The organism is Staphylococcus sp. mip270_02 (genome assembly GCF_054031535.1).
Window position 1 is genome coordinate 1,569,187 of record NZ_CM132934.1, and the last position, 26,969, is coordinate 1,596,155.

Below are 26,969 nucleotides of genomic sequence, written 5' to 3' on the forward strand. Positions count from 1 at the left end.
TATAGTAAGTTGACACGGAATGATTTCACATTTCGTGTCTTTTCTTTTTGATAAAAGCGAGTATAATGCTAAAGGGAAAACTTAAAAAGATTACGTGAAGAAAAGTTATACACTAGATAGTTTATAATATATATAATGAATGGAGTGAACGCGGTGATATACTTAGATAATGCTGCGACGACAAAGCCCAACCCTGAAGTATTGGACACCTTTGTTAAAGTGAATCAGTCACTATATTTTAACCCTAACAGTCCACACCAAGCTGGATTACAAGCAGAGCAATTACTACAACAATCAAAGCAACAAATTAAAGACCTATTTGATTTGAATCAATCATTTGATATTATCTATACAAGTGGCGCTACTGAAAGTAATAATATAGCAATTAAAGGTATTGCATATAAGAAAAAAGCATTTGCCAATGAAATTATTACTTCAGTATTGGAACATCCTTCAGTTTTAGAAGTAGTTCGTGCGCTTGAAGCAGAAGGTTTTATTATTAAATATGTGAATGTTTTAGGTGATGGACAAGTAGATTTGAACCATTTAGAAACGTTAATGACAGACAATGTGGGATTAGTAACTTGTATGCATGTTAATAATATAATGGGGCAAATACAACCTATTAAAGATATTGCTAATATTGTTCATCAATATCCTAAAGCACATCTACATGTAGATGCAGTACAAGCATTGGGTAAAATATCGTTAATATTTGACGGCGTAGATACACTTAGTTTAAGTGGCCATAAATTTAATGGATTAAAAGGGCAAGGTGTACTCTTTGTTCGTAATATTCATCAATTAGAACCCATTGTACATGGTGGCGGTCAAGAATATGGTGTGAGAAGCGGCACGGTGAATTTGCCAATGGATATAGCAATTGTAAAAGCGATGAAAGCAGCCGTAAATCAAACATCTACATTAAATAGTCAGTTACGTCGCTTTCATGATGAACTTAGCCAGTTCTTAACTAACTTTACGGGTGTGAAAATTAATTCACCGCAAGCAGGTGCACCGCATATACTGAATGTTGGTTTACCAGGTGTTAAAGGAGAAGTTTTAGTAAATGCATTTTCTAAAAATGATATTATGTTATCAACAACAAGTGCCTGTTCATCTAAAAAAGCGAGTCTTAACGAAGTGTTATCGGCTATGAATGTACCGGTAAAACAAATTGAAGGTAGTATTCGAATTTCTATGGGAAGCCATACTACATCAGAAGATATACAAGGGTTTAAAGATAAATTTAAATTAGTTTATGAAGAAGTGAGGGATTTATTAGTATGATATATGATCATATATTAGTTAGGTACGGGGAGTTAACCTTAAAAGGAGCTAACCGTAAAATATTTGTGAACAAATTACGTTCAAATGTAAAGCGTTCACTAATGCCATTACAAGGATACACGGTAAAGGCAAATAGAGATAGAATGTATATAGAATTAGCAGAAGGTGCAGATATTGAAGAAATGTGCAACAGATTAAGAAAAGTCTTTGGTATTTATTCAATAAGTCCTGTATTAAAAATTGATAAAACAGTAGAAGCGGCAAAAGAATTAGCTATCCGATTTGCTAAAGAGTATGCACAAGATGACACTTTTAAAATTGATGTAAAGCGTTCGGATAAAAACTTCCCATATGACACGTATGAATTACAAAGAACTTTAGGGGGAGCTGTATTAAGTGGAACAGATCATTTAAATGTAGATGTACACAATCCAGATCACGTGATTAAAGTTGAAGTGCGTTTAGATGCCATTTACATGTATGATCAAGTGATTGCAGGTTCTGGCGGATTACCTGTTGGTACTGGAGGTAAAACTTTATTAATGCTATCTGGTGGTATTGATTCTCCAGTTGCTGGTATAGAAGTTATGCGTAGAGGTGTTACCGTAGAAGCGATACACTTCCATAGTCCACCGTTTACAAGTGAAAAAGCAAAAGAAAAAGTAATCGAACTAACGAGAATTTTATCAGAACATGTTGGACCAATTAAATTACACATCGTGCCATTTACAGCACTTCAAAAACAGGTGAACAAAGAAGTTCATGAACGTTACACTATGACTTCGACACGTCGTATGATGATGCGGGTAGCCGACAAAGTTGCACATGATATTGAGGCGCATGCGATTGTAAATGGAGAAAATTTAGGGCAAGTTGCTAGTCAAACATTAAAGAGTATGTATGCGATAAATCATGTCACATCTACTCCTGTATTACGTCCTTTACTGACTTTAGATAAAGAAGATATTGTTAAAAAAGCAAAAGATATAGGTACATTTGATGTATCTATCCAACCATTTGAGGATTGTTGTACAATTTTCACTCCTAAAAATCCAGTTACTGAACCGGAATTAGAAAAAGTTGAAAAATATGAAAGTGGTTATGATTTTGAACCACTTGTACAACAAGCTGCCGACGAAATTGAGACATTATATATTACAAGCGATTACCAAAGTGAGAAAGATTCAGCTACACAAGCGCTAGCTGACGATCTATTTTAACTTTAAAAATTAATTAATTAAACAATCAAGGGGAGTGATGGGATGTTGGAATGGGACATATCTATCGTAGTCATCATTATTCTTTTAGGGTTTTTGGCAGCATTTATTGATGCTGTTGTTGGAGGTGGCGGTTTAATTTCTATTCCTGCACTGTTAGCTGTTGGAATGCCACCGTCTATGGCCTTAGGTACAAATAAATTAGCGAGTGCATTTGGTTCAATGACAAGTGCTTTTCGATTTTTACGGTCAGGTAATGTAGATTTAAAAATTGTAGGTAAGTTATTTCCAGTTGTATTTATTATGGCTATGGGAGGCGCAAGTATTGCAACATTCTTGCCCTCTCAGTTATTAAAACCTGTCGTAATTGTCGTATTAACAGTTGTAATGATTTATACGATTATGAAGAAAGATTGGGGTAATGTACGAACTTTCACAAAATTAACTATACCTAAAGCGATTTTATTTACATCTTTAATGAGTTTGATTGGTCTTTATGACGGCTTTCTTGGTGGCGGTACAGGGTCATTTATGCTATTTATATTATTGATGTTTGGTTTTGATTTTTTAGGTGCAGCAGGAAATGCTAAAGTACTTAATTTTGCATCTAACTTAGGCGCATTAATTCTTTTTATCTTTTTAGATCAAGTAGATTATTTTTATGGCTTTATTATGGCAGCAAGTATGATTTGTGGTTCATACATCGGGGCGATGTTTGCTATTAAAAAAGGTGTTGGCTATGTTAAAGCCTTATTCATTATTGTTACTGCAATTTTGATTTTGAAAAATACATATGATTATATCATGCAAATAATATAAAAGAATCTAATTTAATAAAACTAACACAGTGATAAAATGTGAGTTTAGGCAGTTATTAAATAGAAAAATATACAAATGTGATACACATTTTTCTTGAAAATTAATTGTTGCAAAATTTATATTCACCGTATGACAAGGCAGAACACTGAAATCAACTTTACGTTTATGATTTCTGTTCTGCCTTGTTTTCAATTGTTTGGTAAAAAGGTATACATTAATGAATTAATTGTGTTTAAATTAAGCGTGAGATAACAAGATTATTAAAATATAGGAGTGATTAGTAAATGTCGAAAAAACGCATTATTGCTATAATAATTGCAATTGTTATAGTGATTGGTGGTATTGTTATGAGTTCGATATCAGCTTTTGTAACCACAATGTTTAATGATTCGTCTTCTACAGCGATGGATCCCTTTACAGAAGAAATAGAAAAAGAAGGCAATTCTAACAAACGTATCGCACATTTAACATTAAATGGAGAAATCGCCGAAGGTACGGGCGGTGGTTTGTTCGGTGGAAGTGGCTATAATCATGAGTCTTTTCTTAAACAATTAGATAATGTGAAAAAAGATGACACGATTAAAGGCGTATTATTAACAGTCAATACACCTGGCGGTGGCACATACCCAAGCGATGAAATATATGAAAAAATAAAAGAAATTAAACAGAAGAATAAAAAAGTTTATGTACATATGGAATCGATGGCAGCATCAGGAGGCTATTATATTTCAGCGCCTGCCGATAAAATTTATGCAGGACCACAATCAATGACAGGTTCTATCGGAGTAATTATGTCTAGTGTCGATTATTCTGAATTACAAAAGAATTTAGGGATAAAAGAAAATGTTATTAAATCTGGCGACCATAAAGATATTTTAAGTAGTTCAAGAGAGATGACTTCAGAAGAAAGAAGTATATTACAATCTGTATTAGATGATAGCTTTGATCGTTTTGTAAATATCGTTAAAGAAGGCAGAGACATGTCAGAAAGTAAAGTTAGAAAGTTAGCTGATGGTCGCATTTACAGTGCACAACAAGCTAAAAGTAACGGTTTAATTGATGAAATAGGTTATGAAGATAAGACTATAAAAGCTTTACAGAAAGATATTAAATCTAAAGATGCTGAAGTATTTGAATATACAGAAGGCGGTGGATTTTTCTCTTCATTTTCAGATATGAAGACGAGCGTTTCTCAGTTTACAGATAGTTTTAAAGATATCAAATCAATAATTAATAATGATACTAAAACTGAACCTATGTATCTATACGAAGGTTAGGTGTGACAATGGAAAATGTACAAAATGAATATAGAGATAATGAGAAAATAAGTAATGACGACAAGCAAGTTGAAACAAGTGATCTTTACCACGAACAAATATCTAAAGCATTATATGCAGGATTTGGTATAAGATTTTGCGCATTTATCATAGATTTACTAATTATTTTTGGTGTAGAGAGTTTTATTTTGAAACCTATTTATCATTTTACAAACATTGATTCTTTAAAATTGTGGATTGATTATTTTAGTGTTGGACACTTGCTAAATGCATTAGTATTTTACTTGTATTTTGTACTACTTACGAAGTACTTTAAACAAACATTAGGAAAAATGATATGTAATGTAAGGGTTGAGCGTATAGACAGACAACGTTTGACTTGGCAAGATGTATTATTTAGAGAGTGGATAGGTCGTATTATTAGTGGTGTATTTATGAATTTACCATACTTGGTAGTTATATTTACGAACAAACATAGAGGTGTTCACGATTATTTTGCAGATACAGTCGTTATAAAAAATAAATTAGATAAATTGTTTTATTTGAAGTAGTTTAACACAATTTATAAGTTGAATAGTTTATTTCAGAAACACAAACAGTTATAATTACAAAGTAAACACTTTTAATTTAGGAGGCGTTCTAATGGCGCAAATTACATTCAAGCAAGATCCAATTACTTTATTAGGTTCACAAGTGAAAAAAGGAGAAACTGCACCGGATTTCGCTGTATTAGATAATGATTTAAATGAAGTAAACTTATCAACTTACGATGGTCAGAAAAAACTTATTAGTGTTGTACCATCTATAGATACTGGTGTTTGCGATCAACAAACACGTAAATTCAATGAAGAAGCTTCAAAAGAAGACGGCGTTGTATTAACTGTTTCTGTTGATTTACCATTTGCACAAAAAAGATGGTGTGCCTCAAACGGATTAGATAATGTTATTACATTAAGTGATCACAAAGATTTATCTTTTGGTAAAAGCTATGGCGTTGTGATGGAAGAATTACGTTTGCTTGCACGTTCAGTTTTTGTCTTAGATAAAAATAATAAAGTTGTATATACTGAAATTGTTTCAGAGGGTACAGATTTCCCAGATTTCGATGCTGCTTTAGAAGCTTACCGTAGCATTTAATTTGATTAGTTTTAATAAAAATATCATATGTTAAAATATTGTTACACAGAAAAACAGTATCATTGACATTATAAAATTTACTGTCCATAATTATTTGGTAAAATAAGTTAGTTAAAGCTAACTTGATTTCAATTAAATTATGGACAGTTTTTTTAGAAAGGACTATTAAATGACACAAGAAGAAACAGTAATGGAGAAGTTATTCCAGACATTAGATGAAAAAGCTAAATCGTTAAATGAAGATAATGGGCAAAGTTTTATTGAGAATTTAGGACTAGCAATGGAGCATGTTTATACGAATAAAAGAGACTTGTTAGAACAAGCTACTTTGCAAGATAGAAGAAAAGCATTTCAGTTTGCTTATTTAAGTTTGATGCAAAATGAAGATATACAAGCAAATCATCAAATTACACCAGATTCTATAGGTCTAATCCTAGGTTTTCTATCTGAGCGTTTCTTGAAAAATAGTGAAGCCATGCATATCGCTGATCTTGCTAGTGGAGCAGGACATTTAAGCGCCTCTGTTCATGAAGTACTTTCTGATCATACGTTAATGCATCATTTGGTAGAGGTCGATCCAGTATTATCTAGAGTAAGTGTACATTTAGCTAATTTCTTAGAAATTCCATTTGACGTATATCCACAAGATGCTATTATGCCTTTACCGTTTGAAGATGCTGACGTTGTTATTGGTGATTTACCGATTGGGTATTATCCGGTAGATGATAGAAGTAAAGAAATGGCACTTGGTTTTGAAGAAGGGCATAGTTATTCACATTTCTTACTCATCGAACAAGCTATTACAGCAATGAAACCATCTGGTTATGCTTTTTTAGTTGTACCAAGCAATATTTTCGAAGGCGAAAATGTGAAACAGTTACAAAATTTCATTGCTACAGAAACAGAAATGCAAGCTTTTTTAAATTTACCAGCGACATTATTTAAAAATGAAAAAGCCCGTAAATCTATACTTGTATTACAGAAAAAAGAAACGAATGTAACCAAATCTGTAGAAGTTTTACTAGCAAATATTCCCGATTTCAAAAGCCCACAACAATTCCAAGGATTTTTACAAGATTTAAATGCATGGATGCAAGAAAATCACCCTGAAAATTAAGCTGTAATATTCTTGTATTTGAACTGTATTAATGATTAAATAGATATGGATATTAAAAACTTAAAAAATGGAGGCATTATGCTTATGTCAAAATTAATTTTGGCCATTAACGCTGGTAGTTCATCTTTGAAATTTCAACTTATTGAAATGCCGGAAGAGAAAATTGTAACTAAGGGACTTATTGAACGTATTGGATTAAAAAATTCTATCTTCACTATTGAAGTGAACGGGGAAAAAGTAACTGAAACAAAAGACATTGAAAACCATGAAGATGCAGTTAATATTATGTTAGAAAGTTTTAAAGAACATGGTATTATTGAAAGTATTTATGATATTGATGGTACTGGCCATCGTGTCGTTCATGGAGGAGAAATATTCCCATCATCAACTTACGTAGATGATGAAGTTGAAAAACAAATTGAATCATTAAGTGAGCTTGCACCATTGCACAATCCTGCTAACTTAATGGGAATTCGTGCATTCCGTAAGTTACTTCCTGAGATACCTCATGTTGCTGTGTTTGATACTTCATTCCATCAAACTATGCCAGAGAAATCTTATCTATATAGTTTACCGTATCAATATTACGAAGATTTCGGAATTCGTAAATATGGTTTCCATGGTACGAGCCACAAATATGTATCTCAACGTGCTTCAGAAATCTTAGGTAAGCCTATTGAAGAGTTACGTATTATTTCATGTCATATTGGTAATGGTGCTTCTATTGCCGCTATTGATGGTGGTGAATCTGTAGATACTTCTATGGGCTTCACGCCATTAGCAGGTGTGACAATGGGAACACGTTCAGGTAATATTGACCCAGCGTTAATTCCATTCATCATGGAGAAAACTGGTAAAAATGCTGAAGAAGTCTTAAACACTTTAAATAAAGAATCTGGTTTATTAGGTATTTCAGGTACTTCTAGTGATTTAAGAGATATTATTGATGAAGCTAAAGAAGGTAAAGAAAGAGCGCAATTAGCACTTGATGTATTTGCTTCTCGTATTCATAAATATATTGGTTCATATGCAACGCGTATGCATGGTGTAGACGTGATTGTATTTACAGCTGGTGTTGGTGAAAACTCAGATCCAGTTAGAGCGAAAGTATTAGAAGGCCTAGAATTTATGGGCGTTTATTGGGATGCTAAGAAAAATGAAGCGATTCACGGTGAAGAAGGATTTATTAACTACCCACATTCACCCGTTAAAGTAATCGTTATCCCAACAAATGAAGAAGTTATGATCGCACGTGATGTAGTTGAATTTGGTGACGTTAAATAATATTTATAAAGATAGAATATTAGATGTAAGACTAAATAGATCTGATTAAGATACAAATATTGTATCTTATAAGCGAGCATTAAAAATTAAAGCACCGCGGGAACCTTATGCATAGCATGAGATTGCTCGTGGTGCTTTTTGTGAATAATAATCTATGTTGTAGTGTTGAAATTACGTCTTGTTGTTTATTACTTCAAATACAATGAATTGTGATATTTGTGATTTATTGAAGTTATTATCTGATACAACTACAAGTGAATCATTACCATTTGCTAGTTTTTTTCCAAATGTCATACCTTCGATATTATCTACTTTATCTAATTGCTCATTGTTTAAATTAGCAACTAATTTCTTTTTAACAGGTTTTACTTCAGCATTTTGGAAAGTCTTTGTATCTTTTATGTCAGATGCATGATTAACATCTATTTTATAAATCCGTACATAGTTATTAAATGAACCATCTGATGACTGAACACTAGCTCTTTCTAATGTTAAAAATTCATGTTTATTAATGGCTAACATTTCAGAAACGCCGTTTTCTGCTGTTTTAGTGTTGTCTCCTACATGTGGCACTGAATCGATTGGATAGGCATATTCTGATAATACGTTACCTCTGCGATCATATTGTGTGATGCGTGATAGAGCGCCTGAATCGGCTGTAGGAACAGGTCCGTCTTGTATTACTGGTGCTTCCATAGATGTCCATATAGATGTGCCATCAACTGAAAAAGTACTGCCTTCAATGGCTAGATTATTACGAAATCCTTTTTTTGATTGAGTATCCATTTTTAATGATTCGTTAATAGGCAATTCAGAAATAAAGGTACCGTTTAAATTACTAAACCTGATAAATGGATTTAATCCTAAATTTCGATCACCTTCACTTGTATATAAAATATTGTTCGTCAAAGGATCAAAACGGATTGATTCTGGGTCCGCCACAATATCCTTTGATTTATTATTAAATTGTTTTTTACTTATATAATTATTACCATTTGGCTGTTTTAAGTTATTAACATTTTTAATATTTATGTTATTAAACTGACGAAGATTATAATTTAAATTCGCTTCATAAAATCTGGAAGGGCTATGTTCCGAACGGTCGTCACTAAGGAGATACCACTTGTTAGATTTTGGATTATATGTAATACCTGATATACCACCGACTTTAGTTTTATTATATGTTTGTTCATGTGGTATTGTTTTATTGTCTATAAGTCTTAGCTTATCAACTTGATGAGAGTGTGGCGTAACGTCCTTTGCACTTATTGTGAATGCATTAAGTGATATCATATTTATCATTACAATAGCCAGTAATGTAATGAAGGTAATTTTTGTGACTAGTTGCATAACTGTTATGCTCCTTTCATATGCTTACTAATTAAAGGATAAGTTATGATTGTGAAGGATACTTGAATTTTGGATAACAATGCTGTAAAAATGAGAGTTTTAAAAATATTCATTATTTAACGCTAATAAATTAAGACATAAAAAGCAGGATAAAATGCCCAGCTAATATGAACAAAACATCCTGCTTAAAACCTTATTATGTTTTAAATGAATAATATCATTCATTATTCGTATCGACTTAACGAGCTTGGTATTGTGATCTGAATTCATCAGTGGCAACTTGTGGTTGGAAGTCTTCTGGAAGTTCTTCTGTACGTACAACTAATACATCACAAGGAGAATGACGCACAATAGCCTCAGACACAGAGCCAACAATGAATCTTTCTACTGCATTTAAACCAGACGTACCACACATAATTAAATCTGCATCGACATCAGCAGCTAATTTTTTAGGAATAATTGCTTTTGGTGAACCAAACTCTAAACGTGTTTCAACATCAGTAACACCTGCATTTGTAGCGACTTCTTTATAACCTTTTAATAAATCTTCAGAGAAATTTTTAGATTTCTCAGTAAATTGCGCATCATATACTTCGTATGAAGAATATGTTCTTGAATCAATAACATTCACAACAGTAAGTTTTGAATCGTTACGTTTTGCTACGTCTACAGCCTTGTTAAATGCCCACTCTGCCTCATGTGATCCATCAACTGCTATTAAAATATTTTTATAAGTTAGCATCGTAATTACCTCCTTATTTTTCTTATTTATATTATACCACTGTTTACAGAATATTAACACAATTTGTATGTTGTAAAACTACCCTAAACTATGATTGCGCTTTCATTGGATACGCGTTACTATGGATTTGGAGGTGGAAGAAATGATTATAGGTATCCCTAAAGAGATTAAAAATAATGAAAATAGAGTGAGTTTGTCTCCGAGTGGTGTACATGCACTTGTTGAACAAGGGCACACTGTTATCGTTGAAAAATCTGCAGGTTTGGGTTCATATTTTGAAGACGTGGACTACACTGCAGCAGGGGCTAAAATTGTTAATGAGCAAGCAGAAGTTTGGAATGTAGATATGGTCATGAAAGTTAAAGAACCATTAGCAGAAGAGTTCCAATATTTTAAAGAAGGCTTAATTTTATTTACTTATTTACATTTAGCGAACGAACCAGCGTTAACTCAAGCTTTATTGGATAATAAAGTTGTTGGTATTGCATATGAAACTGTGCAATTGCCAGATCGTTCGTTACCATTGTTAACTCCAATGAGTGAAGTAGCGGGACGTATGTCTGCTCAAATTGGAGCTGAATTTTTACAAAAATATAAAGGCGGCATGGGTATACTTCTTGGTGGCGTACCGGGCGTTTCTAAAGGACGCGTATCAATTATCGGTGGGGGTCAAGCAGGTACAAATGCTGCAAAAATTGCGCTTGGACTAGGTGCAGATGTTACGATTTTAGATGTTAATCCTAAACGATTACAAGAATTGGAAGACTTATTTGATGGTCGAGTACACACAATTATGTCTAATCCTTTGAATATAGAGCAATGCGTGAAAGATAGCGATTTAGTCATTGGTGCAGTATTAATTCCTGGCGCTAAAGCTCCAAACCTTGTAACTGAAGATATGGTTAAACAAATGAGAGATGGTGCAGTCATAGTTGATATAGCAATTGATCAAGGCGGTATATTCGAAACAACTGACCGTATTTCTACACATGATGACCCAACTTATAAGAAACATGGTGTTGTACATTACGCAGTAGCAAATATGCCTGGTGCAGTGCCTCGTACATCAACGATTGCTTTGAATAATGCAACACTACCTTATGCGCAACAACTTGCTGGAAAAGGTTATTTAAAAGCATTACAAGATAATCAAGCATTGTCATTAGGTTTAAACACAATTAATGGTGAACTTACTAATAAAGGTGTGGCTGAAGCATTAAAATTATCATATACCGATATTGAAAGTGCATTAAAATAATTATATTAAAAAATAAAAACTGGTAAGCCAATGTGAATTAACGCATTATGGGCATTACCAGTTTTTTATTGATAAATATTTTATCCAAATTTAAAAATTGATCTTATTAGCTTTAAATTGATTTAGACGATTTTTGTCCCGTGTACCTCTTGAAAAGGGAAAGCTTCAAGAAGTTCTTGTAAATTATCCTTATTTAATCCGCCTCCAGGCATAATTTCAATGTTGCCGCCTGAATTAACGACTAATTTACCTAGATGATTTAAATTATCAAAGATATCAGTGTCACTAGCACCACCATGTGTTAGCAATCTAGTGAATTTAAGGTCAATTAATTGGTGTAGCGCTTTAATTTGACCATGCTGATGAATTTCGTCGAATGCCATATGACAAACAACAGGAATAGAGTCAGCAAGTTGTTTTAATGTTTTCATTTGCCATTCATTTAAAACTACATCTTGCGTCAGACAGCCAAATACAAAATAATCAACATTAAATTGTTTTAGTGCCTTGATATCTCGTTGCATAATTTCAAAGTCATATAGATTATAGACAAAATCTCCGCCGCGTGGTCGAATCATTACTGCTATTTCTACGTGATTTGCGTGACATATTTCTGTAGCAATTTCGACCATACCAACACTTGGCGTTGTGCCCCCAACAGTTAAGTTGTCACATAGTTCAATACGATTCGCCCCGTTACTTATCGCATGTTCGACTTGCTGAATTGTTTCAACTACTGCTTCTTTAATCATTTTTCGTATCCAGTCAAGCTTTCATGTCCATCTTTGGTAACAAGAATGTCGTCTTCTATACGTACACCTGCTACTCCAGGTACATAAATACCTGGCTCTACTGTAACTACCATACCAGCGACAAATTGATTTGTATTTGAACTAGAAATATCTTGATATTCATGTTCTTCTAGACCTAAACCATGACCTAATCTATGAGGGAAATATTCACCATAACCAGCATCACTAATGATATTACGTGCAATATCATCAACATCTTTAATTGTTACACCAGGTTTTATAGCAGCGATAGCCTCTTGTTCTGCTTTTAATACGATATTATAAATTTCTTGTGCTTCATCACTAGGTGTGCCAAATCTAACAGTTCTTGTCATATCACTACAATAATTATCGTAAATTACGCCTAAATCAAATAAAACAAACTCATCTTTTTGAAGTTGACGATCACCTGGAGTGCCGTGAGGAGAGGCCGCGTGATCACCAAATAATACCATTGTATCGAAACTCATTTCGTTGACACCATAAGCTTTAATTTCATTTTCTATATGGTTAACAACTTGTCGTTCTGTGACACCTTCTTCTAAAAATGCTACACCAATTTCAATACATTTATCTGCGAGTTCACACGCTTTTTTAATAGTAGCGATTTCATGTTCACTTTTAACATTTCGTAATTCTTTAATTGTTTGGTCGATATCACCGAATTGTTGAACTCCAAATGCATCTATAAGCGCACGTTGACGATGAAGTGTTAAGTGTTCCGCTTCAACAAGTAATTTATTGATTTTAAGTGGGTATTTATCTAAACCATTTTCTGTGTCCAAATAGCCAATAATTTCTCCTTCAAACGGCGAATTTTTAACATCTTCCATTTCTAATTGTGGGCAAAATAAAATTTGCTCTCCGTTAGCTTTAATTAATAAAGCTAGTAAACGTTCGTGAGGATCACTTAAGTAACCTGTGAAATAAAATATGTTCAGTGGTGTCGTAATCCAAGCTGCGTCAGCTTGTTGTATTTGTAATTCTTTAGTAATCTGTTCTAATTTCATTTTTTGTTCGTCCTCCTAAAATTATAATCATTTTAATTTTATGCCACTTCATAGAGGAATTCAAAAGTTAAATATTATAACATTCATATTTCATTAGTTTATGTATTAATTTAATATACCTCATAACTATTTAAAATTAATTAGTGTGTTATATGAGAGTGATATCGTGGTATAAGTAATGTAAATAGATTTATGGGAGGAATTAAAATAATGAAACTTTCATTTCATGGACAATCAACAATATATTTCGAGGCGAATGGTAAGAAGGTTATCGTAGATCCATTTATAACGGGTAACGGTATGTCAGATTTAGATGCATCGACATTGGAAGTTGACTATATCATTTTGACGCATGGCCATGGTGACCATTTTGGTGACACAATTGAACTTGCTAATAGAAACCATGCAACGGTTATTGGGTCTGCAGAATTAGGAGATTATTTGACTACATATCATAATGTAGAGCATGTTAGACCGATGAATATAGGTGGGAAAGCAGAGTTAGACTTCGGAAGTGTAAAATTTGTACAAGCATTTCATAGTTCAAGTTTAACAGATGATAATGGGGTGCCAGTATATTTAGGTATGCCAATGGGAGTTATTATAGAAGCTGAAGGCAAAACGATTTATCATACTGGAGATACAGGGTTATTTAGCGATATGAAATTAATTGCTGACCGTCATCCTGTGGATGTATGTTTTATTCCAATTGGTGATAATTTCACAATGGGTATAGACGACGCGAGTTATGCAATAAATACTTTTATTAAACCTAAAATTACAGTGCCAGTGCACTATGATACGTTTGAACTTATTGAACAAGATCCTAATGCATTTAAAGAGGCTGTCGCAACAGGAGAGGTTCAAATATTGAAACCAGGAGAAGCAGTAAAATTTTAAATATGATATAAAATATAAGCTAATTTATATAGAAAAGCCTGAAGTACTTTATAGAACTTCAGGCTTTTTATAATTACTTTACTATTAATACAGGGATGCGTGCTCTTTTAGCAACCTTATGACTTACACTGCCTAAGACAAACTTTTTCTTATCTTCAGCTTTTCGGTTACTAAGTACAACAATTTCGTATTTACCACTGTTAGCTTCTCTGACTAATTGCTCTTTGGCATTCCCGCGGACTATGATTTCGTCATACTCAATACCGTATTCTTTTAAAGCGTTACGTGTACTCTCGAGACCTTCGCTACGTTTTTCTACGAGTTTATCTAAATGAACACCAGATTTGATTGATGCTTGTGCATCCTGTTCGCTAATTGCATTTAAAATTGTAACCTTTGTACCTTCTCCTGCTAATTTTGAAACTTCATCAAGTGCTTTTTCATTTTTAAGTGTTGTATCAACACCAAGTAATATATTTTTGAACATTGTTCATCCCTCCTTAACTCCATTCTAATAAAAGTTCATTGATAAAGCCAACTAAAATATTGGATTTAACATATTAAAATTATTAATAAAGCTGTTATATATAATTTTAAGGAAATCTTTTTACTTAAATCGATATAAATTATTTTATTTGGTTTGTTACATCGCATTTTTAGTTATAAAAAGTTATAATATGATAGAAACTGTTCAAAATAAATGAGGTTATTGAAATGACAAAGCATGAACAAATTTTATCATATATAGAATCTCTAGCAGTTGGTCAAAAAATTTCTGTTAGAAAAATTGCGAAAGATCTCAATGTCTCTGAAGGGACAGCTTATCGTGCTATCAAAGATGCTGGCCAAATTGGTTTAGTAGCTACAATTGATAGGGTCGGTACTGTTCGCATTGAGAAGAAATCACGAGAACAAATTGAACAATTAACTTTTGCTGAAATTGTAAAGATTATAGATGGTCAAGTACTTGGTGGTAGAAATGGATTAATTAAAACTCTCACAAAATTTGCAATAGGTGCGATGGAAATAGAGGATGTCGTAAAATATTTAAGCGCGCACACTTTGCTGATTGTTGGTAACCGTAAAGACGTGCAATTAGCAGCATTAAAAAGAGGAAGTGCAGTACTTATTACAGGTGGATTTAATACTTCACCTGAAATAATCAAGTATGCAGATGACCATGATTTACCAATACTTTCATCGAATTATGATACATACCTAGTTGCAAATATTATTAATAGAGCAATGTATAACCAAATGATTCGCAAAGAAATTTTAGTCGTTGAGGATATTGTTAAACCTGTAAATGAAGACACAGTGGTATTTGATCATATGTCTCTCAATGATTATAAAGTTAAAGCAAGTGAAACAGGTCATTCAAGATTTCCAGTTATAGATGATGAATGGCGACTTGTGGGCATAGTGACTAGCAAAGAGATTATAAAGATGCAAGAAAATGATACCCTTGCACAATTTATGACAAAAGCGCCAATTAATGTACAATTATCAACAACTGTTGCTAATTGTGCACATATGATGATTTGGGAAGGTATTGAATTGCTACCAGTGATTACACCAAGCAAGAAGCTTATAGGGGTTATCACAAGAAAAGATGTACTGACAGCCATGCAACTATTGAGTAGACAACCTCAAGTCGGTGAAACAATCAATGATCAAATTGCAAAGCATATTACTATTACTAATGATGGCATACAAGTGCAAACTACTCCATTACTAACTAACCAATATGGTACATTAAGCAAAGCAGTTTTTGTAGCAATCATAGAAGAAACAGTACGTTATGAAATGAGAAAACTAAAAAAACTAGAAGTTATGATAGAAAGTTTGAATATTATATATATCAAAACAGTTCAAATTGAGTCGGAAATACATGTACATTATGAAATGTTAGATGTTGGAAGAAATTTTGCTAAATTAGAAATAACAATGACAAGTGATAGTCAACAAGTAGCTAAAGCAATGATAATTTGTCAGATGATAGATTAAATATAAAAGTGAAAAGGAAGTATAGAGATGACTAAAGCGTTTAACCAAATTATGCAAGAAGTAGAAGCAGCAGAAACGATTATTATACATAGGCATGTAAGACCAGATCCAGATGCTTATGGTTCACAATTAGGTTTGAAAAATTATCTAAAATTAAAGTTCCCAGACAAGTATATTTATGCAGTAGGGGAGTCGGAACCTTCATTAGACTTTATAGGGACATTTGATGAAATAGCTGATGATCAATATAAAGATGCACTCGTAATTGTCTGTGATACTGCTAACGCTCCTAGAATTAGTGATGAACGTTTTGACAAGGGACGTATGTTAATCAAGATTGACCATCATCCAGCAGTAGATCAATATGGTGATATTAACTACGTGAATGATCAAGCATCTTCAACAAGTGAAATTATATTTGATTTTATAGAACATTTTAACGATTTATCAATTATAGATGCTTCAGTAGCGAGAGTACTTTATTTAGGTATTGTAGGCGATACAGGACGTTTCCTATTTAACAATACGACGCCTCATACAATGAGTGTGGCAAGCCAATTGTTGACCTTCCCATTCAGCCATAATGAAGAACTTAACAAAATGGGTGAAAAAGATCCCAAATTATTACCTTTCCAAGGTTATGTATTGCAACATTTTGATTTGAATGACAAAGGCTTTTGTAAAGTCATCATTACCAAAGATATCCTCGAGCAATTTGATATTGCAGCAAATGAAGCGTCGTTATTTGTAAATACTATTGCAGATATACAAGGCTTAAAAATATGGATTTTTGCTGTAGATGAAGGGTCTGAGATTAGATGCCGTATTAGGTCTAAAGGTATCATTATCAATGATGTTGCTAGTGACTTTGGAGGTGGCGGACACCCAAATGCTTCAGGTGTGTCGGTGAGCGATTGGGCTCGTTTTAATGAATTGGCAGACGCATTAAATAATAAATTGTAGAAAGATTGGAGGTATTTGCTGATGGTAGTACATTTAAATGTTCATACGACGTATGACTTGTTGTATTCTAGTTTGAGAATTAAAGATGTCGTTGCTAAAGCTGCTAAAGAAGGTTATACAGCATTAGCTATAACAGATACAAATGTATTATATGGTTATCCACAATTTTATGATGCGTGTATCGCAGCAAATATTCATCCTATCTTTGGTATGACTGTTAACGTTACAGATGGATTAGATGTCGTTGAAACAATAGTATTAGCACGAGACAATATAGGTCTTAAAGATTTATTTAAGTTATCTTCTGCTATAAAAATGAAAGAAAAAACAGAAACCCCTGTAGAATGGTTGAAAAAATATATAGAACACCTTGTCGTTATTTTTAAAGATGTCTCATCATCTAATGAGGCATTAGTAACAAAATTTGAGGATTACTCATACGTATATGTCAACCATACGAGTCAATATACATTTGATTTGCCAATTGTATGGGCACAAAGTACGCGCTATCTAAATCAGCAAGACTCAGATACACTAACCGCATTATCAGCTATTAAAGATAATAGTAAACTAGATTTGGTGAGTGAACCGAAAGATTATGATGCACATCTATATTCAAAAACACAACTAGATAATTTAGAATTAAGTGAAGCAGTATGGGAACAAACAAATCAGCTTGAAAATATATGTCAAGCTGAGATAACTTATAATCAATCTCTCTTGCCTAAATTCAAAACGCCAAATAACACACAGTCAAAACAATATTTATGGCAAATATTGGAGACGAAATTAAATGATATGGATTTAAAGCAAAAGCATTTTGAAACTTATAAGCAACGGTTATTACATGAATATAAAGTTATTACTGACATGGGCTTTGAAGATTATTTCTTAATTGTAAGTGATTTGATTCATTATGCTAAAACGCATGATGTATTAGTAGGCCCAGGACGTGGTTCGGCAGCTGGGTCTTTAGTCAGTTACCTATTAAATATTACAACGATAGATCCTATTCAATACAATCTCTTATTCGAACGTTTTTTAAATCCAGAGCGTGTGACGATGCCAGATATTGATATAGATTTTGAAGATACACATCGAGATAAAGTGATTCAATACGTCCAAGAGAAATATGGTGATACTCACGTTGCGGGTATCGTGACTTTTGGGCATTTACTTGCAAGAGCTGTGGCCAGAGACGTGGGTAGAATTATGAGTTTTGATGAAATAACATTGAATGAAATTTCGAAACTAATACCTCATAAATTAGGGATTACATTAGATGAAGCTTATCAACAAGAAGATTTTAAGCAATTTGTTCATCGTAATCATCGTAACGAACGTTGGTTTGAAATATGTAAGAAACTAGAAGGGCTTCCTCGTCATACTTCTACACATGCGGCAGGCATAATTATAAATGACCACCCACTTTACGATTATGCGCCACTCACATTAGGAGATACAGGCTTGTTGACACAATGGACGATGACAGAAGCAGAGAGAATCGGATTGTTAAAAATTGACTTCTTAGGGTTAAGAAACCTCTCAATTATTCATCAGATTGTGAAACAAGTAAAATATGACATGCAGATAGATATTGATATTGAACAAATACCTTTTGATGATAAACAAGTATTTCAATTATTATCCCAAGGTGACACGACTGGTATTTTCCAGTTAGAGTCTGATGGGATTAGAAATGTATTGACGAGGTTACAGCCAGAACATTTCGAAGATATAGTTGCCGTAACTTCACTTTATCGTCCTGGACCAATGGAAGAGATACCAACTTATATTTCTCGTCGACATAACCCAGACAAAGTACAATATTTACATCAAGATTTAGCACCAATATTATCAAAGACGTATGGTGTTATTATTTATCAAGAACAAATTATGCAAATTGCGAGTAAGTTTGCGAATTTCAATTATGGTGAAGCGGATATTTTACGCCGAGCTATGAGTAAAAAAAATCGTGCTGTACTTGAAAGTGAAAGACAACATTTTGTAAATGGTGCAATAAAAAATGGTTATGAAGAAGCATTAAGTAAACAGATTTTCGATTTAATCTTAAAATTCGCTGATTATGGCTTTGCTCGTGCTCACGCAGTTAGTTATTCAAAAATTGCCTATATTATGGGTTATCTAAAAGTGCACTATCCAAATTATTTTTATGCGAATATATTAAGCAACTCAATTGGTAGTGAGAAGAAGACTGCACAAATGATTGATGAAGCAAAACATCAAAATATCAATATTTTAGCACCCAATATTAATTATAGTCATTGGTTTTATAAAGCAACTAATAAAGGAATATACTTGTCTATTGGGGCGATAAAAGGTGTTGGATATCAAAGTGTCAAACTTATCGTTGATGAACGAAAAGAAAATGGAAACTACAAAGATTTCTTTGACTTTACGAGACGCATTCCTAAAAGAATTAAATCTAGAAAATTATTAGAAGCATTGATACTTGTAGGGGCTTTTGATACATTAGGTAAAAATCGTGCGACATTATTACAATCTATAGACCAAGTGTTAGATGATGTTTCAGATGTCGAACAAGATGGTTTTATATTTGATGTACTCACACCTAAAACGAATTATGAAGACAAAGAAGAATTGCCTGATAAGATGCTTAGCGATTACGAAAAAGAATACTTAGGATTTTATGTGTCAACTCATCCTGTTGAGAAAGCATTTGAACAAAAACAGTACTTAGGTATTTATAAATTATCCAATGCGAGAGATCACCAACCTATCTTCATTCAAATTGACGGCTTTAAAAAGATTAGAACGAAAAATGGTCAAAATATGGCTTTTATAACTTTGAATGATGGCATCAATAATTTAGATGGTGTTGTTTTCCCTGAGATATTTAAAAAATATGAAACAGAATTGAACAAAGATCAAATGTTAATAATAAGTGGGAAATTTGAAAAAAGAAATAATAAGCAGCAACTTATTATAAAGAAAATCGAATCAATTGAAAGTTTTGAGCAATCCAAGCTTCAACATGCACAAAAAATTGTTATTCGTAATCAAATTGATGAGTTAGAGATAGATAAAATTTTAATAAAAGATTCAAAGGAAAGTAATATTCCTGTACAGTATTTTGATGAAAGTCAAAATGTAATAAAGACAATCGGCTTTATTCCTAGAGAAAATAATATAATAGAAAAATTGATTCAACACTTTTCACCATGGGATATTCGAATTATTTAACTTTAATAGCGCTATAAACTATGGTATAGTAAACTGATGGTTGAGCATAAATTTGCCATCAGTTTTTATTTTCTATAAATTAAGATTCTAAAAATATATAATAATTTAGCTGTATATATATTTTTATTACAAATAATAACTTCAAGAGTAAATTGGCAAAAATGTTAACGATATCATTTGTAATTTGAGTTGCTTTGTAATAAAAATATATATGAAATGATATTTATACTAATCGAATGTAAAGGGGTAGGTTTACATGACTTTAAGAGACGACGCTTTAGAAATGCACAGAAGAAATCAAGGAAAATTACAAGTTTCACCAAAAGTAAAAGTTACAAATAAAGAAGAATTGAGCTTAGCTTATTCTCCAGGTGTAGCAGAACCATGTAAAGAAATTCACGAAGACAAACGAAAAGTTTTTGAGTATACAATGAAAGGTAATACAGTAGCAGTTGTTACTGATGGTACAGCAGTTTTAGGTTTGGGCGATATTGGACCTGAAGCGAGTATACCAGTAATGGAAGGTAAAGCTGTACTCTTTAAGAGCTTCTCAGGAATTGACGGCGTACCAATTGCGTTAGACACAACTGATACAGACGAAATTGTTAATACAGTGAAATTACTAGAACCTAATTATGGTGGCATAAACTTGGAAGATATTTCTGCACCACGTTGTTTTGAAATCGAGGAACGTTTGAAAAAAGAAACGAAAATTCCTGTTTTTCATGATGATCAACATGGAACAGCCATTGTTACGGTTGCAGGCATGATTAATGCATTAAGAATTGTAGACAAAGATCTATCTGACATTAAAGTAGTATTAAATGGTGCTGGAGCAGCAGGTATAGCTATCGTAAAATTACTTTATTCTTATGGAGTAAGAGATATGATTATGTGTGATTCAAGAGGCGCGATTTATGAAGATCGTTCATTTGGTATGAATGATACAAAATCTTATGTCGCAAGATGGACAAACAGAGATAAAATTGATGGTAGTTTAAGTGATGTTATTAAAGATGCTGATGTATTTATTGGTGTATCAGTAGCAGATTTATTATCAAAAGAAATGGTCGAATCGATGGCAGATGATCCAATTATCTTTGCTATGGCAAACCCAAATCCAGAAATAAATCCAGATGTAGCAAAAGAAGCTGGTGCTAAGGTAATTGGTACGGGTCGTTCAGATTATCCTAACCAAATTAATAATGTGTTAGCATTCCCAGGTATTTTCAGAGGAGCTTTAGATGTAGAAGCTACACATATTAATGAATCAATGAAGCAAGCTGCAGTTGAAGCAATTGCTGATTTAATTAAACCTGACGAGCTAAACGCGGATTATTGTATACCAGGTCCTTTTGATAAACGAGTAGCATCTTCAGTAGCTAGAGAAGTTGCGAAAGCTGCAATGGAATCAGGTGTTGCTAGAATAGACGTTAACCCTGAAGATGTTTATGACAAAACAATGAAATTAACAGACTTAGATAAATAATATTCATTAACGCTGATCTCATATATTATGTAAGAATAATATTGAACTAAGATCGCGATGGTTAAGTGGAGGTTTACAATGTTTAAAGATTTTTTCAATAGAAGTAGTAAAAAGAAAAAGTACGTAACTGTATCTGATTCGAAACAAAGTGATGTACCAGCAGGGATTATGACAAAATGTCCTAAATGTAAAAAAATTATGTATACAAAAGAATTAGCAGAAAACTTAAATGTTTGTTTTAATTGCGATCATCATATTGCTTTAACGGCACATAAACGCATTGAGGCTATTTCAGATGAAGGTACGTTTACTGAGTTTGATAGAGGAATGACCTCAGCTAATCCATTAGATTTTCCGAGTTATGAAGAAAAAATTCATAAAGATCAGCAAAAAACTGGTTTGAATGAAGCTGTCGTTACAGGAACAGCACAGTTGGATGGCATTACATATGGCGTCGCTGTAATGGATGCTCGGTTCAGAATGGGCAGTATGGGATCAGTATTAGGTGAGAAGATTTGCAGAATTATTGAACACTGCATCGAAAATCGCTTGCCATTCATTTTGTTCTCAGCAAGCGGTGGCGCAAGAATGCAAGAGGGCATTATTTCGTTAATGCAAATGGGTAAAACAAGTGTATCATTAAAGAGACATGCTGACGCTGGATTGTTATATATTTCTTATATAACAAATCCAACAACAGGTGGAGTCTCTGCAAGTTTCGCATCTGTTGGTGATATCAATATTAGTGAACCTAAAGCATTGATAGGCTTTGCGGGTAGACGTGTCATTGAACAAACTATCAATGAAAAATTACCTGATGATTTCCAAACATCAGAGTTTTTATTAGAGCATGGACAATTAGATAAAGTTGTACATAGAAAAGAAATGAGAACGACACTCTCTAATATTCTAAAAATGCATCAAGAGGTGAAAATAAATGCTTGATTTTGAAAAGCCACTTTTTGAAATAAAAAATAAAATCGAATCCTTAAAGGAATCTCAAGAAAAAAATGATGTGGATCTCCAAGAGGAAATAGAAATGCTTGAAGCATCTCTAGATAGAGAAACTGAAAAAGTATATACTAATCTTAAACCATGGGATCGTGTGCAATTAGCACGCTTACAAGAGCGTCCAACATCATTGGACTATATTCCACATATCTTTGATTCATTTATTGAATTGCATGGAGATAGAAATTATAGAGATGATCCAGCAATGATTGGCGGTATAGGTTATTTAAATGGTCAACCAGTTACTGTTGTAGGACAACAACGTGGTAAAGATACAAAGGATAATATTTATCGTAATTTTGGTATGGCGCATCCAGAAGGTTATCGCAAAGCGTTGAGATTAATGAAACAAGCTGAAAAGTTTAATAGACCGATTATTACTTTTATCGATACAAAGGGTGCTTATCCAGGTAAAGCTGCAGAAGAGCGTGGTCAAAGTGAATCTATTGCACGAAATTTAGTGGAAATGGCTGCATTAACTGTACCTGTTATTTCAATTGTTATTGGTGAAGGTGGTAGTGGTGGTGCTCTAGGATTAGGCATTACAAATCGAATATTAATGCTTGAAAATAGTACATATTCAGTCATCTCGCCAGAAGGTGCATCAGCATTATTATGGAAAGATAGTAACCTCGCAAAAATAGCAGCAGAAACGATGAAAATTACTGCAGAAGATTTACATGAATTAAAGATTGCAGACGAAGTAGTAAAAGAGCCTTTAGGTGGAGCTCATCAAGATGTTGAAACACAAGCTCAAAATATTAAACGTACTTTTGAGGCACATTTAAAAGAATTAAATTCGTTCAGTAAAGAACAGCTTGTCGAAGATCGCTATCAAAAATTTAGAATGATAGGTTCTTATAAAGAATAAAATAGTAAACAAAAGGAAGTTCTAATAACCTAGGGCTTCTTTTTGTTTTTTTAAATAAAAACTATTTAATTTGTTTAATTATTTTAAATAAAAGGTATTAAATAAAAGGTCTAAAGTTCTATTTATAATTAAATTAAAGGAAACGCTTTCTAAAAGATTCGTTGGATTAAAAACGTTTACATTAGTCACAAAGCCTTATTTTAATGGCACCAGGCTAAATTTTATGGTATTTTTAGAATAAGAAATACATGTTAGAAAGGTATGTCGTCATGAAAAAAATTGCAGTGTTGACAAGTGGTGGAGATTCTCCAGGCATGAATGCAGCAGTAAGAGCTGTAGTTAGAAAAGCGATTTACAATAACATTGAAGTTTATGGTGTTTACCAAGGCTATCAAGGTTTGTTAAACGATGATATTGAGAAACTTGAACTCGGTTCAGTGGGAGACACAATTCAACGAGGCGGGACTTTTTTATATTCAGCAAGATGTCCTGAATTTAAAGAAGCAGAAGTTCGTAAAAAAGGTATTGAGAATTTACGTAAAAGAGGCATCGAAGGACTTGTAGTTATTGGTGGTGACGGTAGCTATAGAGGTGCACAACGTATAAGTGAAGAATGTGAAGAAATCCAAACGATAGGTGTTCCAGGAACGATTGATAATGATATCAATGGTTCAGACTTTACAATTGGATTTGATACAGCATTAAATACTATAATTGATTGTGTTGATAAGATTCGTGATACAGCATCAAGCCATGCAAGAACGTTTATCATTGAAGTCATGGGCCGTGATTGTGGTGATTTAGCACTTTGGGCTGGTCTTTCAGTCGGTGCAGAAACAATCATTGTTCCTGAAGTTGAGACAGATATGAAAGATGTAGCTGAAAAGATTGATAATGGTATTAAACGAGGCAAAAAACATTCAATAGTTATGGTCGCTGAAGGTTGTATGTCAGGTGAAGTTTGTGCTCAAGAACTGACTAAATATATTAATGTTGACGCACGTGTTTCTGTGCTTGGACACATCCAACGTGGTGGTAGCCCAAGTGGTGCAGATAGGGTTCTAGCTTCACGTCTTGGCGGCCATGCAGTGGACTTGTTGTTAGAAGGTAAAACTGCGATTGGCGTTGGGATTAGGAATAATGAACTTACTGACACGTCATTTGAAGAAATATTTAGATCAAATGAACATGAATTTGATTTTGAAACTTTTGAATTAACGAACGAATTATCTATATAAAATACTGGGAGGAAATAATAATGAGAAAAACTAAAATTGTTTGTACAATTGGACCTGCGTCTGAATCAGAAGAAATGCTTGAGAAATTAATTAAAGCTGGAATGAATGTGGCGCGTTTAAACTTCTCTCATGGTGACCATGCAGAACATAAAGCGAGAATCGATACTATTCGCGAAGTTTCTAAGAGATTAGGGAAAACAGTTGGAATTTTACTAGATACGAAAGGTCCTGAAATCCGTACACACAACATGCAAAATGGTGTGATTGAACTTGAAAAGGGTAGTGAAGTAATCGTTAGTATGACTGAAGTAGAAGGTACTTCAGACAAATTCTCAGTAACTTATGATAACCTTATCAATGACGTAGACGAAGGTTCTTATATCCTTTTAGATGATGGTTTAATTGAATTACAAGTTAAATCAATTGATAAAGCTAATGGCGAAGTTCTTTGTGATGTTTTAAACACAGGAGAATTAAAAAATAAAAAAGGTGTTAACTTACCAGGAGTAAAAGTTAGTTTACCAGGTATCACTGATAAAGATGCTGAAGATATTAAATTTGGTATCAGTGAAGGCGTAGATTTTATCGCTGCAAGTTTCGTACGTCGTCCAAGCGACGTATTAGATATTCGTAAATTATTGGAAGCACAAAAAAATACAAATATAAGTATTATTCCTAAAATTGAAAACCAAGAAGGTATTGATAATATCAAAGAAATTCTTGAAGTTTCTGATGGTTTAATGGTTGCCCGCGGCGATATGGGTGTTGAAATCCCACCTGAATCAGTGCCAATGGTCCAAAAAGATTTAATTAGACAATGTAATAAATTAGGTAAACCTGTAATTACAGCAACGCAAATGTTAGATTCTATGCAACGTAATCCACGTGCGACACGTGCGGAAGCTAGTGACGTTGCTAACGCAATTTATGATGGTACAGATGCTGTTATGCTTTCTGGTGAAACAGCTGCAGGACAATACCCTGAAGAAGCTGTTAAAACTATGCGTAATATCGCAGTTTCAGCAGAGGCTGCTCAAGATTATAAAAAACTATTATCTGACCGCACTAAATTAGTTGAAACTTCATTAGTTAATGCAATTGGTGTATCAGTTGCCCATACTGCTTTAAACTTAAGCGTTAAAGCAATTGTTGCTGCTACAGAAAGTGGTTCAACTGCACGTACAATTTCTAAATACCGTCCTCAATCAGATATTATTGCTGTGACACCTAGTGCAGAAACGGCACGTCAATGTGCTTTAGTATGGGGTATCCACCCAGTAGTTAAAGAAGGACGTAAGACTACAGATGCATTATTAAATAATGCGGTAGCAACTGCAGTTGAAACTGAAAGAGTTCAAAATGGTGATTTAATTATTATCACTGCAGGTGTACCAACAGGTGAAAAAGGTACTACAAACATGATGAAATTACACCTTGTAGGGGACGAACTTGCTAAAGGTCAAGGCGTTGGAAGAAACTCAGTTGTCGGACAAACTTTAGTTGTGAATGATGCTAGTGAATTAGAAGGTAAAGACTTATCAGAATCAATTATCGTTACAACTTCTGTAGATGAAACACTTGTACCTTATATTGAGAAAGCAATCGGTCTTATTACAGAAGAAAATGGTATTACATCACCAAGCGCGATTATTGGTTTAGAAAAAGGAATTCCTACAATAGTTGGTGTTGAAAATGCTACTTCAAATATCCAAAATGACGTTTTAATTACTGTAGATGCTAATCAAGGGAAAATCTTCGAAGGTTATGCAAACGTACTATAATCTAAACAAGTTTTCAATTAGCAGTTTAGTTTAAACCTTATAATAATTATGGACACATTTGTCTAAGTATAAAGTAAAAAGACGAAGTCATTTAAAAATGATTTCGTCTTTTTTGTAGAGATTTATATTAAACGATAAATTCTATTAATAATAAAAACTGGGACATCAATTGATGTCCCAGTTTTTATCTGT

Annotated in this window: 23 protein-coding genes; 18 read left to right on the forward strand and 5 right to left on the reverse strand. The window is 33.3% G+C overall.

All coding sequences use genetic code 11. The annotated features are described in order from the left end of the window. Positions 1 to 153: 153 nt before the first annotated feature. From ACW5YJ_RS07385 to ACW5YJ_RS07420, 8 genes are all read left to right on the forward strand, one after another. On the forward strand, positions 154 to 1,290 hold the full coding sequence (locus ACW5YJ_RS07385) for a cysteine desulfurase family protein (protein WP_426432690.1): 1,137 nt from the start codon (positions 154 to 156) through the stop codon (positions 1,288 to 1,290). After that, positions 1,287 to 2,510 carry a tRNA uracil 4-sulfurtransferase ThiI gene (thiI, locus tag ACW5YJ_RS07390; RefSeq protein ID WP_017722140.1) on the forward strand — a complete coding sequence of 408 codons (1,224 nt, stop codon included), beginning with the start codon at positions 1,287 to 1,289 and terminating at the stop codon, positions 2,508 to 2,510. The genes ACW5YJ_RS07385 and thiI overlap by 4 nt, the downstream gene beginning before the upstream one ends. 42 nt (positions 2,511 to 2,552) lie before the next feature. Further along, complete coding sequence (locus ACW5YJ_RS07395; RefSeq protein WP_426432689.1) at positions 2,553 to 3,326, forward strand: sulfite exporter TauE/SafE family protein; 774 nt, start codon at positions 2,553 to 2,555, stop codon at positions 3,324 to 3,326. A 284-nt stretch (positions 3,327 to 3,610) separates the two neighbouring features. Beyond that, entirely contained in the window at positions 3,611 to 4,603 is a 993-nt protein-coding gene (sppA, locus tag ACW5YJ_RS07400) for a signal peptide peptidase SppA (RefSeq protein WP_107551394.1), read from the forward strand. An 8-nt stretch (positions 4,604 to 4,611) separates the two neighbouring features. Continuing rightward, the gene (locus tag ACW5YJ_RS07405) at positions 4,612 to 5,154 is read left to right on the forward strand and encodes an RDD family protein (protein ID WP_171916311.1); all 543 of its coding nucleotides are present in this window, start codon (positions 4,612 to 4,614) and stop codon (positions 5,152 to 5,154) included. Positions 5,155 to 5,245: 91 nt separating this feature from the next. After that, positions 5,246 to 5,740: a thiol peroxidase gene (tpx, locus tag ACW5YJ_RS07410; RefSeq protein ID WP_017722136.1), complete on the forward strand. Its 495-nt coding sequence runs from the start codon at positions 5,246 to 5,248 to the stop codon at positions 5,738 to 5,740. A gap of 169 nt (positions 5,741 to 5,909) precedes the next feature. After that, entirely contained in the window at positions 5,910 to 6,857 is a 948-nt protein-coding gene (locus tag ACW5YJ_RS07415; RefSeq protein WP_017722135.1) for a class I SAM-dependent methyltransferase, read from the forward strand. Between the two features lie 84 nt (positions 6,858 to 6,941). Next, on the forward strand, positions 6,942 to 8,141 hold the full coding sequence (locus tag ACW5YJ_RS07420; protein WP_017722134.1) for an acetate kinase: 1,200 nt from the start codon (positions 6,942 to 6,944) through the stop codon (positions 8,139 to 8,141). Positions 8,142 to 8,312: 171 nt separating this feature from the next. Here ACW5YJ_RS07420 and ACW5YJ_RS07425 read toward each other — a convergent pair whose 3' ends face one another. Together ACW5YJ_RS07425 and ACW5YJ_RS07430 are read right to left on the reverse strand one after the other, a co-directional pair. Next, positions 8,313 to 9,491 carry an esterase-like activity of phytase family protein gene (locus ACW5YJ_RS07425; RefSeq protein WP_457338059.1) on the reverse strand — a complete coding sequence of 393 codons (1,179 nt, stop codon included), beginning with the start codon at positions 9,489 to 9,491 and terminating at the stop codon, positions 8,313 to 8,315. Between the two features lie 238 nt (positions 9,492 to 9,729). Continuing rightward, a complete protein-coding gene (locus ACW5YJ_RS07430; protein ID WP_017722132.1) occupies positions 9,730 to 10,233 on the reverse strand; it encodes a universal stress protein in 504 nt (167 codons plus the stop codon). Between the two features lie 142 nt (positions 10,234 to 10,375). On the opposite strand from ACW5YJ_RS07430, the gene ald reads away from it, so the two are divergent. Beyond that, on the forward strand, positions 10,376 to 11,491 hold the full coding sequence (ald, locus tag ACW5YJ_RS07435) for an alanine dehydrogenase (RefSeq protein WP_107551397.1): 1,116 nt from the start codon (positions 10,376 to 10,378) through the stop codon (positions 11,489 to 11,491). Between the two features lie 122 nt (positions 11,492 to 11,613). On the opposite strand, the gene ACW5YJ_RS07440 is transcribed toward ald, so the two are convergent. Then, the gene (locus ACW5YJ_RS07440) at positions 11,614 to 12,243 is read right to left on the reverse strand and encodes a copper homeostasis protein CutC (protein WP_107551398.1); all 630 of its coding nucleotides are present in this window, start codon (positions 12,241 to 12,243) and stop codon (positions 11,614 to 11,616) included. Beyond that, entirely contained in the window at positions 12,240 to 13,292 is a 1,053-nt protein-coding gene (locus ACW5YJ_RS07445; protein ID WP_107551399.1) for a M24 family metallopeptidase, read from the reverse strand. Before ACW5YJ_RS07445 ends, ACW5YJ_RS07440 begins: the two co-directional genes overlap by 4 nt. Before the next feature lie 210 nt (positions 13,293 to 13,502). Here ACW5YJ_RS07445 and ACW5YJ_RS07450 point away from each other — a divergent pair, with 210 nt between their 5' ends. Continuing rightward, on the forward strand, positions 13,503 to 14,192 hold the full coding sequence (locus ACW5YJ_RS07450) for a metal-dependent hydrolase (RefSeq protein ID WP_107551400.1): 690 nt from the start codon (positions 13,503 to 13,505) through the stop codon (positions 14,190 to 14,192). Positions 14,193 to 14,265: 73 nt separating this feature from the next. Here the strand turns inward: ACW5YJ_RS07450 and ACW5YJ_RS07455 are convergent, their stop codons facing one another. Continuing rightward, positions 14,266 to 14,679: a universal stress protein gene (locus ACW5YJ_RS07455; RefSeq protein ID WP_017724728.1), complete on the reverse strand. Its 414-nt coding sequence runs from the start codon at positions 14,677 to 14,679 to the stop codon at positions 14,266 to 14,268. A 227-nt stretch (positions 14,680 to 14,906) separates the two neighbouring features. Between ACW5YJ_RS07455 and ACW5YJ_RS07460 the strand changes: the two genes are divergently transcribed. The 8 genes from ACW5YJ_RS07460 to pyk all read left to right on the forward strand — a co-directional run bounded on the left by ACW5YJ_RS07460 (position 14,907) and on the right by pyk (position 26,777). Beyond that, the gene (locus ACW5YJ_RS07460; RefSeq protein WP_457338060.1) at positions 14,907 to 16,199 is read left to right on the forward strand and encodes a DRTGG domain-containing protein; all 1,293 of its coding nucleotides are present in this window, start codon (positions 14,907 to 14,909) and stop codon (positions 16,197 to 16,199) included. 27 nt (positions 16,200 to 16,226) lie between these two features. Then, the gene (locus ACW5YJ_RS07465) at positions 16,227 to 17,162 is read left to right on the forward strand and encodes a DHH family phosphoesterase (protein ID WP_017724726.1); all 936 of its coding nucleotides are present in this window, start codon (positions 16,227 to 16,229) and stop codon (positions 17,160 to 17,162) included. A gap of 21 nt (positions 17,163 to 17,183) precedes the next feature. Continuing rightward, entirely contained in the window at positions 17,184 to 20,387 is a 3,204-nt protein-coding gene (locus ACW5YJ_RS07470) for a DNA polymerase III subunit alpha (protein WP_457338061.1), read from the forward strand. 256 nt (positions 20,388 to 20,643) lie between these two features. Continuing rightward, positions 20,644 to 21,876 (forward strand): NADP-dependent malic enzyme, encoded by a 1,233-nt coding sequence (gene ystJ, locus ACW5YJ_RS07475; RefSeq protein WP_457338062.1) that lies wholly within the window; start codon positions 20,644 to 20,646, stop codon positions 21,874 to 21,876. Between the two features lie 78 nt (positions 21,877 to 21,954). Then, positions 21,955 to 22,821: an acetyl-CoA carboxylase, carboxyltransferase subunit beta gene (gene accD / locus ACW5YJ_RS07480; RefSeq protein ID WP_017724723.1), complete on the forward strand. Its 867-nt coding sequence runs from the start codon at positions 21,955 to 21,957 to the stop codon at positions 22,819 to 22,821. Continuing rightward, on the forward strand, positions 22,814 to 23,758 hold the full coding sequence (locus tag ACW5YJ_RS07485) for an acetyl-CoA carboxylase carboxyltransferase subunit alpha (protein WP_017724722.1): 945 nt from the start codon (positions 22,814 to 22,816) through the stop codon (positions 23,756 to 23,758). The genes accD and ACW5YJ_RS07485 overlap by 8 nt, the downstream gene beginning before the upstream one ends. Before the next feature lie 269 nt (positions 23,759 to 24,027). Beyond that, positions 24,028 to 24,996 (forward strand): 6-phosphofructokinase, encoded by a 969-nt coding sequence (gene pfkA, locus ACW5YJ_RS07490; RefSeq protein WP_017724721.1) that lies wholly within the window; start codon positions 24,028 to 24,030, stop codon positions 24,994 to 24,996. Positions 24,997 to 25,016: 20 nt separating this feature from the next. After that, positions 25,017 to 26,777: a pyruvate kinase gene (gene pyk, locus ACW5YJ_RS07495; protein WP_017724720.1), complete on the forward strand. Its 1,761-nt coding sequence runs from the start codon at positions 25,017 to 25,019 to the stop codon at positions 26,775 to 26,777. Positions 26,778 to 26,969 lie beyond the last annotated feature (192 nt).

Bases quoted from the DNA above. Each gene is read 5' to 3' on its own strand.
- thiI (WP_017722140.1), top strand. From the start codon at position 1,287: ATGATATATGATCATATATTAGTTAGGTACGGGGAGTTAACCTTAAAA.
- ACW5YJ_RS07395 (WP_426432689.1), top strand. From the start codon at position 2,553: ATGTTGGAATGGGACATATCTATCGTAGTCATCATTATTCTTTTAGGG.
- sppA (WP_107551394.1), top strand. From the start codon at position 3,611: ATGTCGAAAAAACGCATTATTGCTATAATAATTGCAATTGTTATAGTG.
- ACW5YJ_RS07405 (WP_171916311.1), top strand. From the start codon at position 4,612: ATGGAAAATGTACAAAATGAATATAGAGATAATGAGAAAATAAGTAAT.
- tpx (WP_017722136.1), top strand. From the start codon at position 5,246: ATGGCGCAAATTACATTCAAGCAAGATCCAATTACTTTATTAGGTTCA.
- ACW5YJ_RS07415 (WP_017722135.1), top strand. From the start codon at position 5,910: ATGACACAAGAAGAAACAGTAATGGAGAAGTTATTCCAGACATTAGAT.
- ACW5YJ_RS07420 (WP_017722134.1), top strand. From the start codon at position 6,942: ATGTCAAAATTAATTTTGGCCATTAACGCTGGTAGTTCATCTTTGAAA.
- ACW5YJ_RS07425 (WP_457338059.1), bottom strand. From the start codon at position 9,491: ATGCAACTAGTCACAAAAATTACCTTCATTACATTACTGGCTATTGTA.
- ACW5YJ_RS07430 (WP_017722132.1), bottom strand. From the start codon at position 10,233: ATGCTAACTTATAAAAATATTTTAATAGCAGTTGATGGATCACATGAG.
- ald (WP_107551397.1), top strand. From the start codon at position 10,376: ATGATTATAGGTATCCCTAAAGAGATTAAAAATAATGAAAATAGAGTG.
- ACW5YJ_RS07440 (WP_107551398.1), bottom strand. From the start codon at position 12,243: ATGATTAAAGAAGCAGTAGTTGAAACAATTCAGCAAGTCGAACATGCG.
- ACW5YJ_RS07445 (WP_107551399.1), bottom strand. From the start codon at position 13,292: ATGAAATTAGAACAGATTACTAAAGAATTACAAATACAACAAGCTGAC.
- ACW5YJ_RS07450 (WP_107551400.1), top strand. From the start codon at position 13,503: ATGAAACTTTCATTTCATGGACAATCAACAATATATTTCGAGGCGAAT.
- ACW5YJ_RS07455 (WP_017724728.1), bottom strand. From the start codon at position 14,679: ATGTTCAAAAATATATTACTTGGTGTTGATACAACACTTAAAAATGAA.
- ACW5YJ_RS07460 (WP_457338060.1), top strand. From the start codon at position 14,907: ATGACAAAGCATGAACAAATTTTATCATATATAGAATCTCTAGCAGTT.
- ACW5YJ_RS07465 (WP_017724726.1), top strand. From the start codon at position 16,227: ATGACTAAAGCGTTTAACCAAATTATGCAAGAAGTAGAAGCAGCAGAA.
- ACW5YJ_RS07470 (WP_457338061.1), top strand. From the start codon at position 17,184: ATGGTAGTACATTTAAATGTTCATACGACGTATGACTTGTTGTATTCT.
- ystJ (WP_457338062.1), top strand. From the start codon at position 20,644: ATGACTTTAAGAGACGACGCTTTAGAAATGCACAGAAGAAATCAAGGA.
- accD (WP_017724723.1), top strand. From the start codon at position 21,955: ATGTTTAAAGATTTTTTCAATAGAAGTAGTAAAAAGAAAAAGTACGTA.
- ACW5YJ_RS07485 (WP_017724722.1), top strand. From the start codon at position 22,814: ATGCTTGATTTTGAAAAGCCACTTTTTGAAATAAAAAATAAAATCGAA.
- pfkA (WP_017724721.1), top strand. From the start codon at position 24,028: ATGAAAAAAATTGCAGTGTTGACAAGTGGTGGAGATTCTCCAGGCATG.
- pyk (WP_017724720.1), top strand. From the start codon at position 25,017: ATGAGAAAAACTAAAATTGTTTGTACAATTGGACCTGCGTCTGAATCA.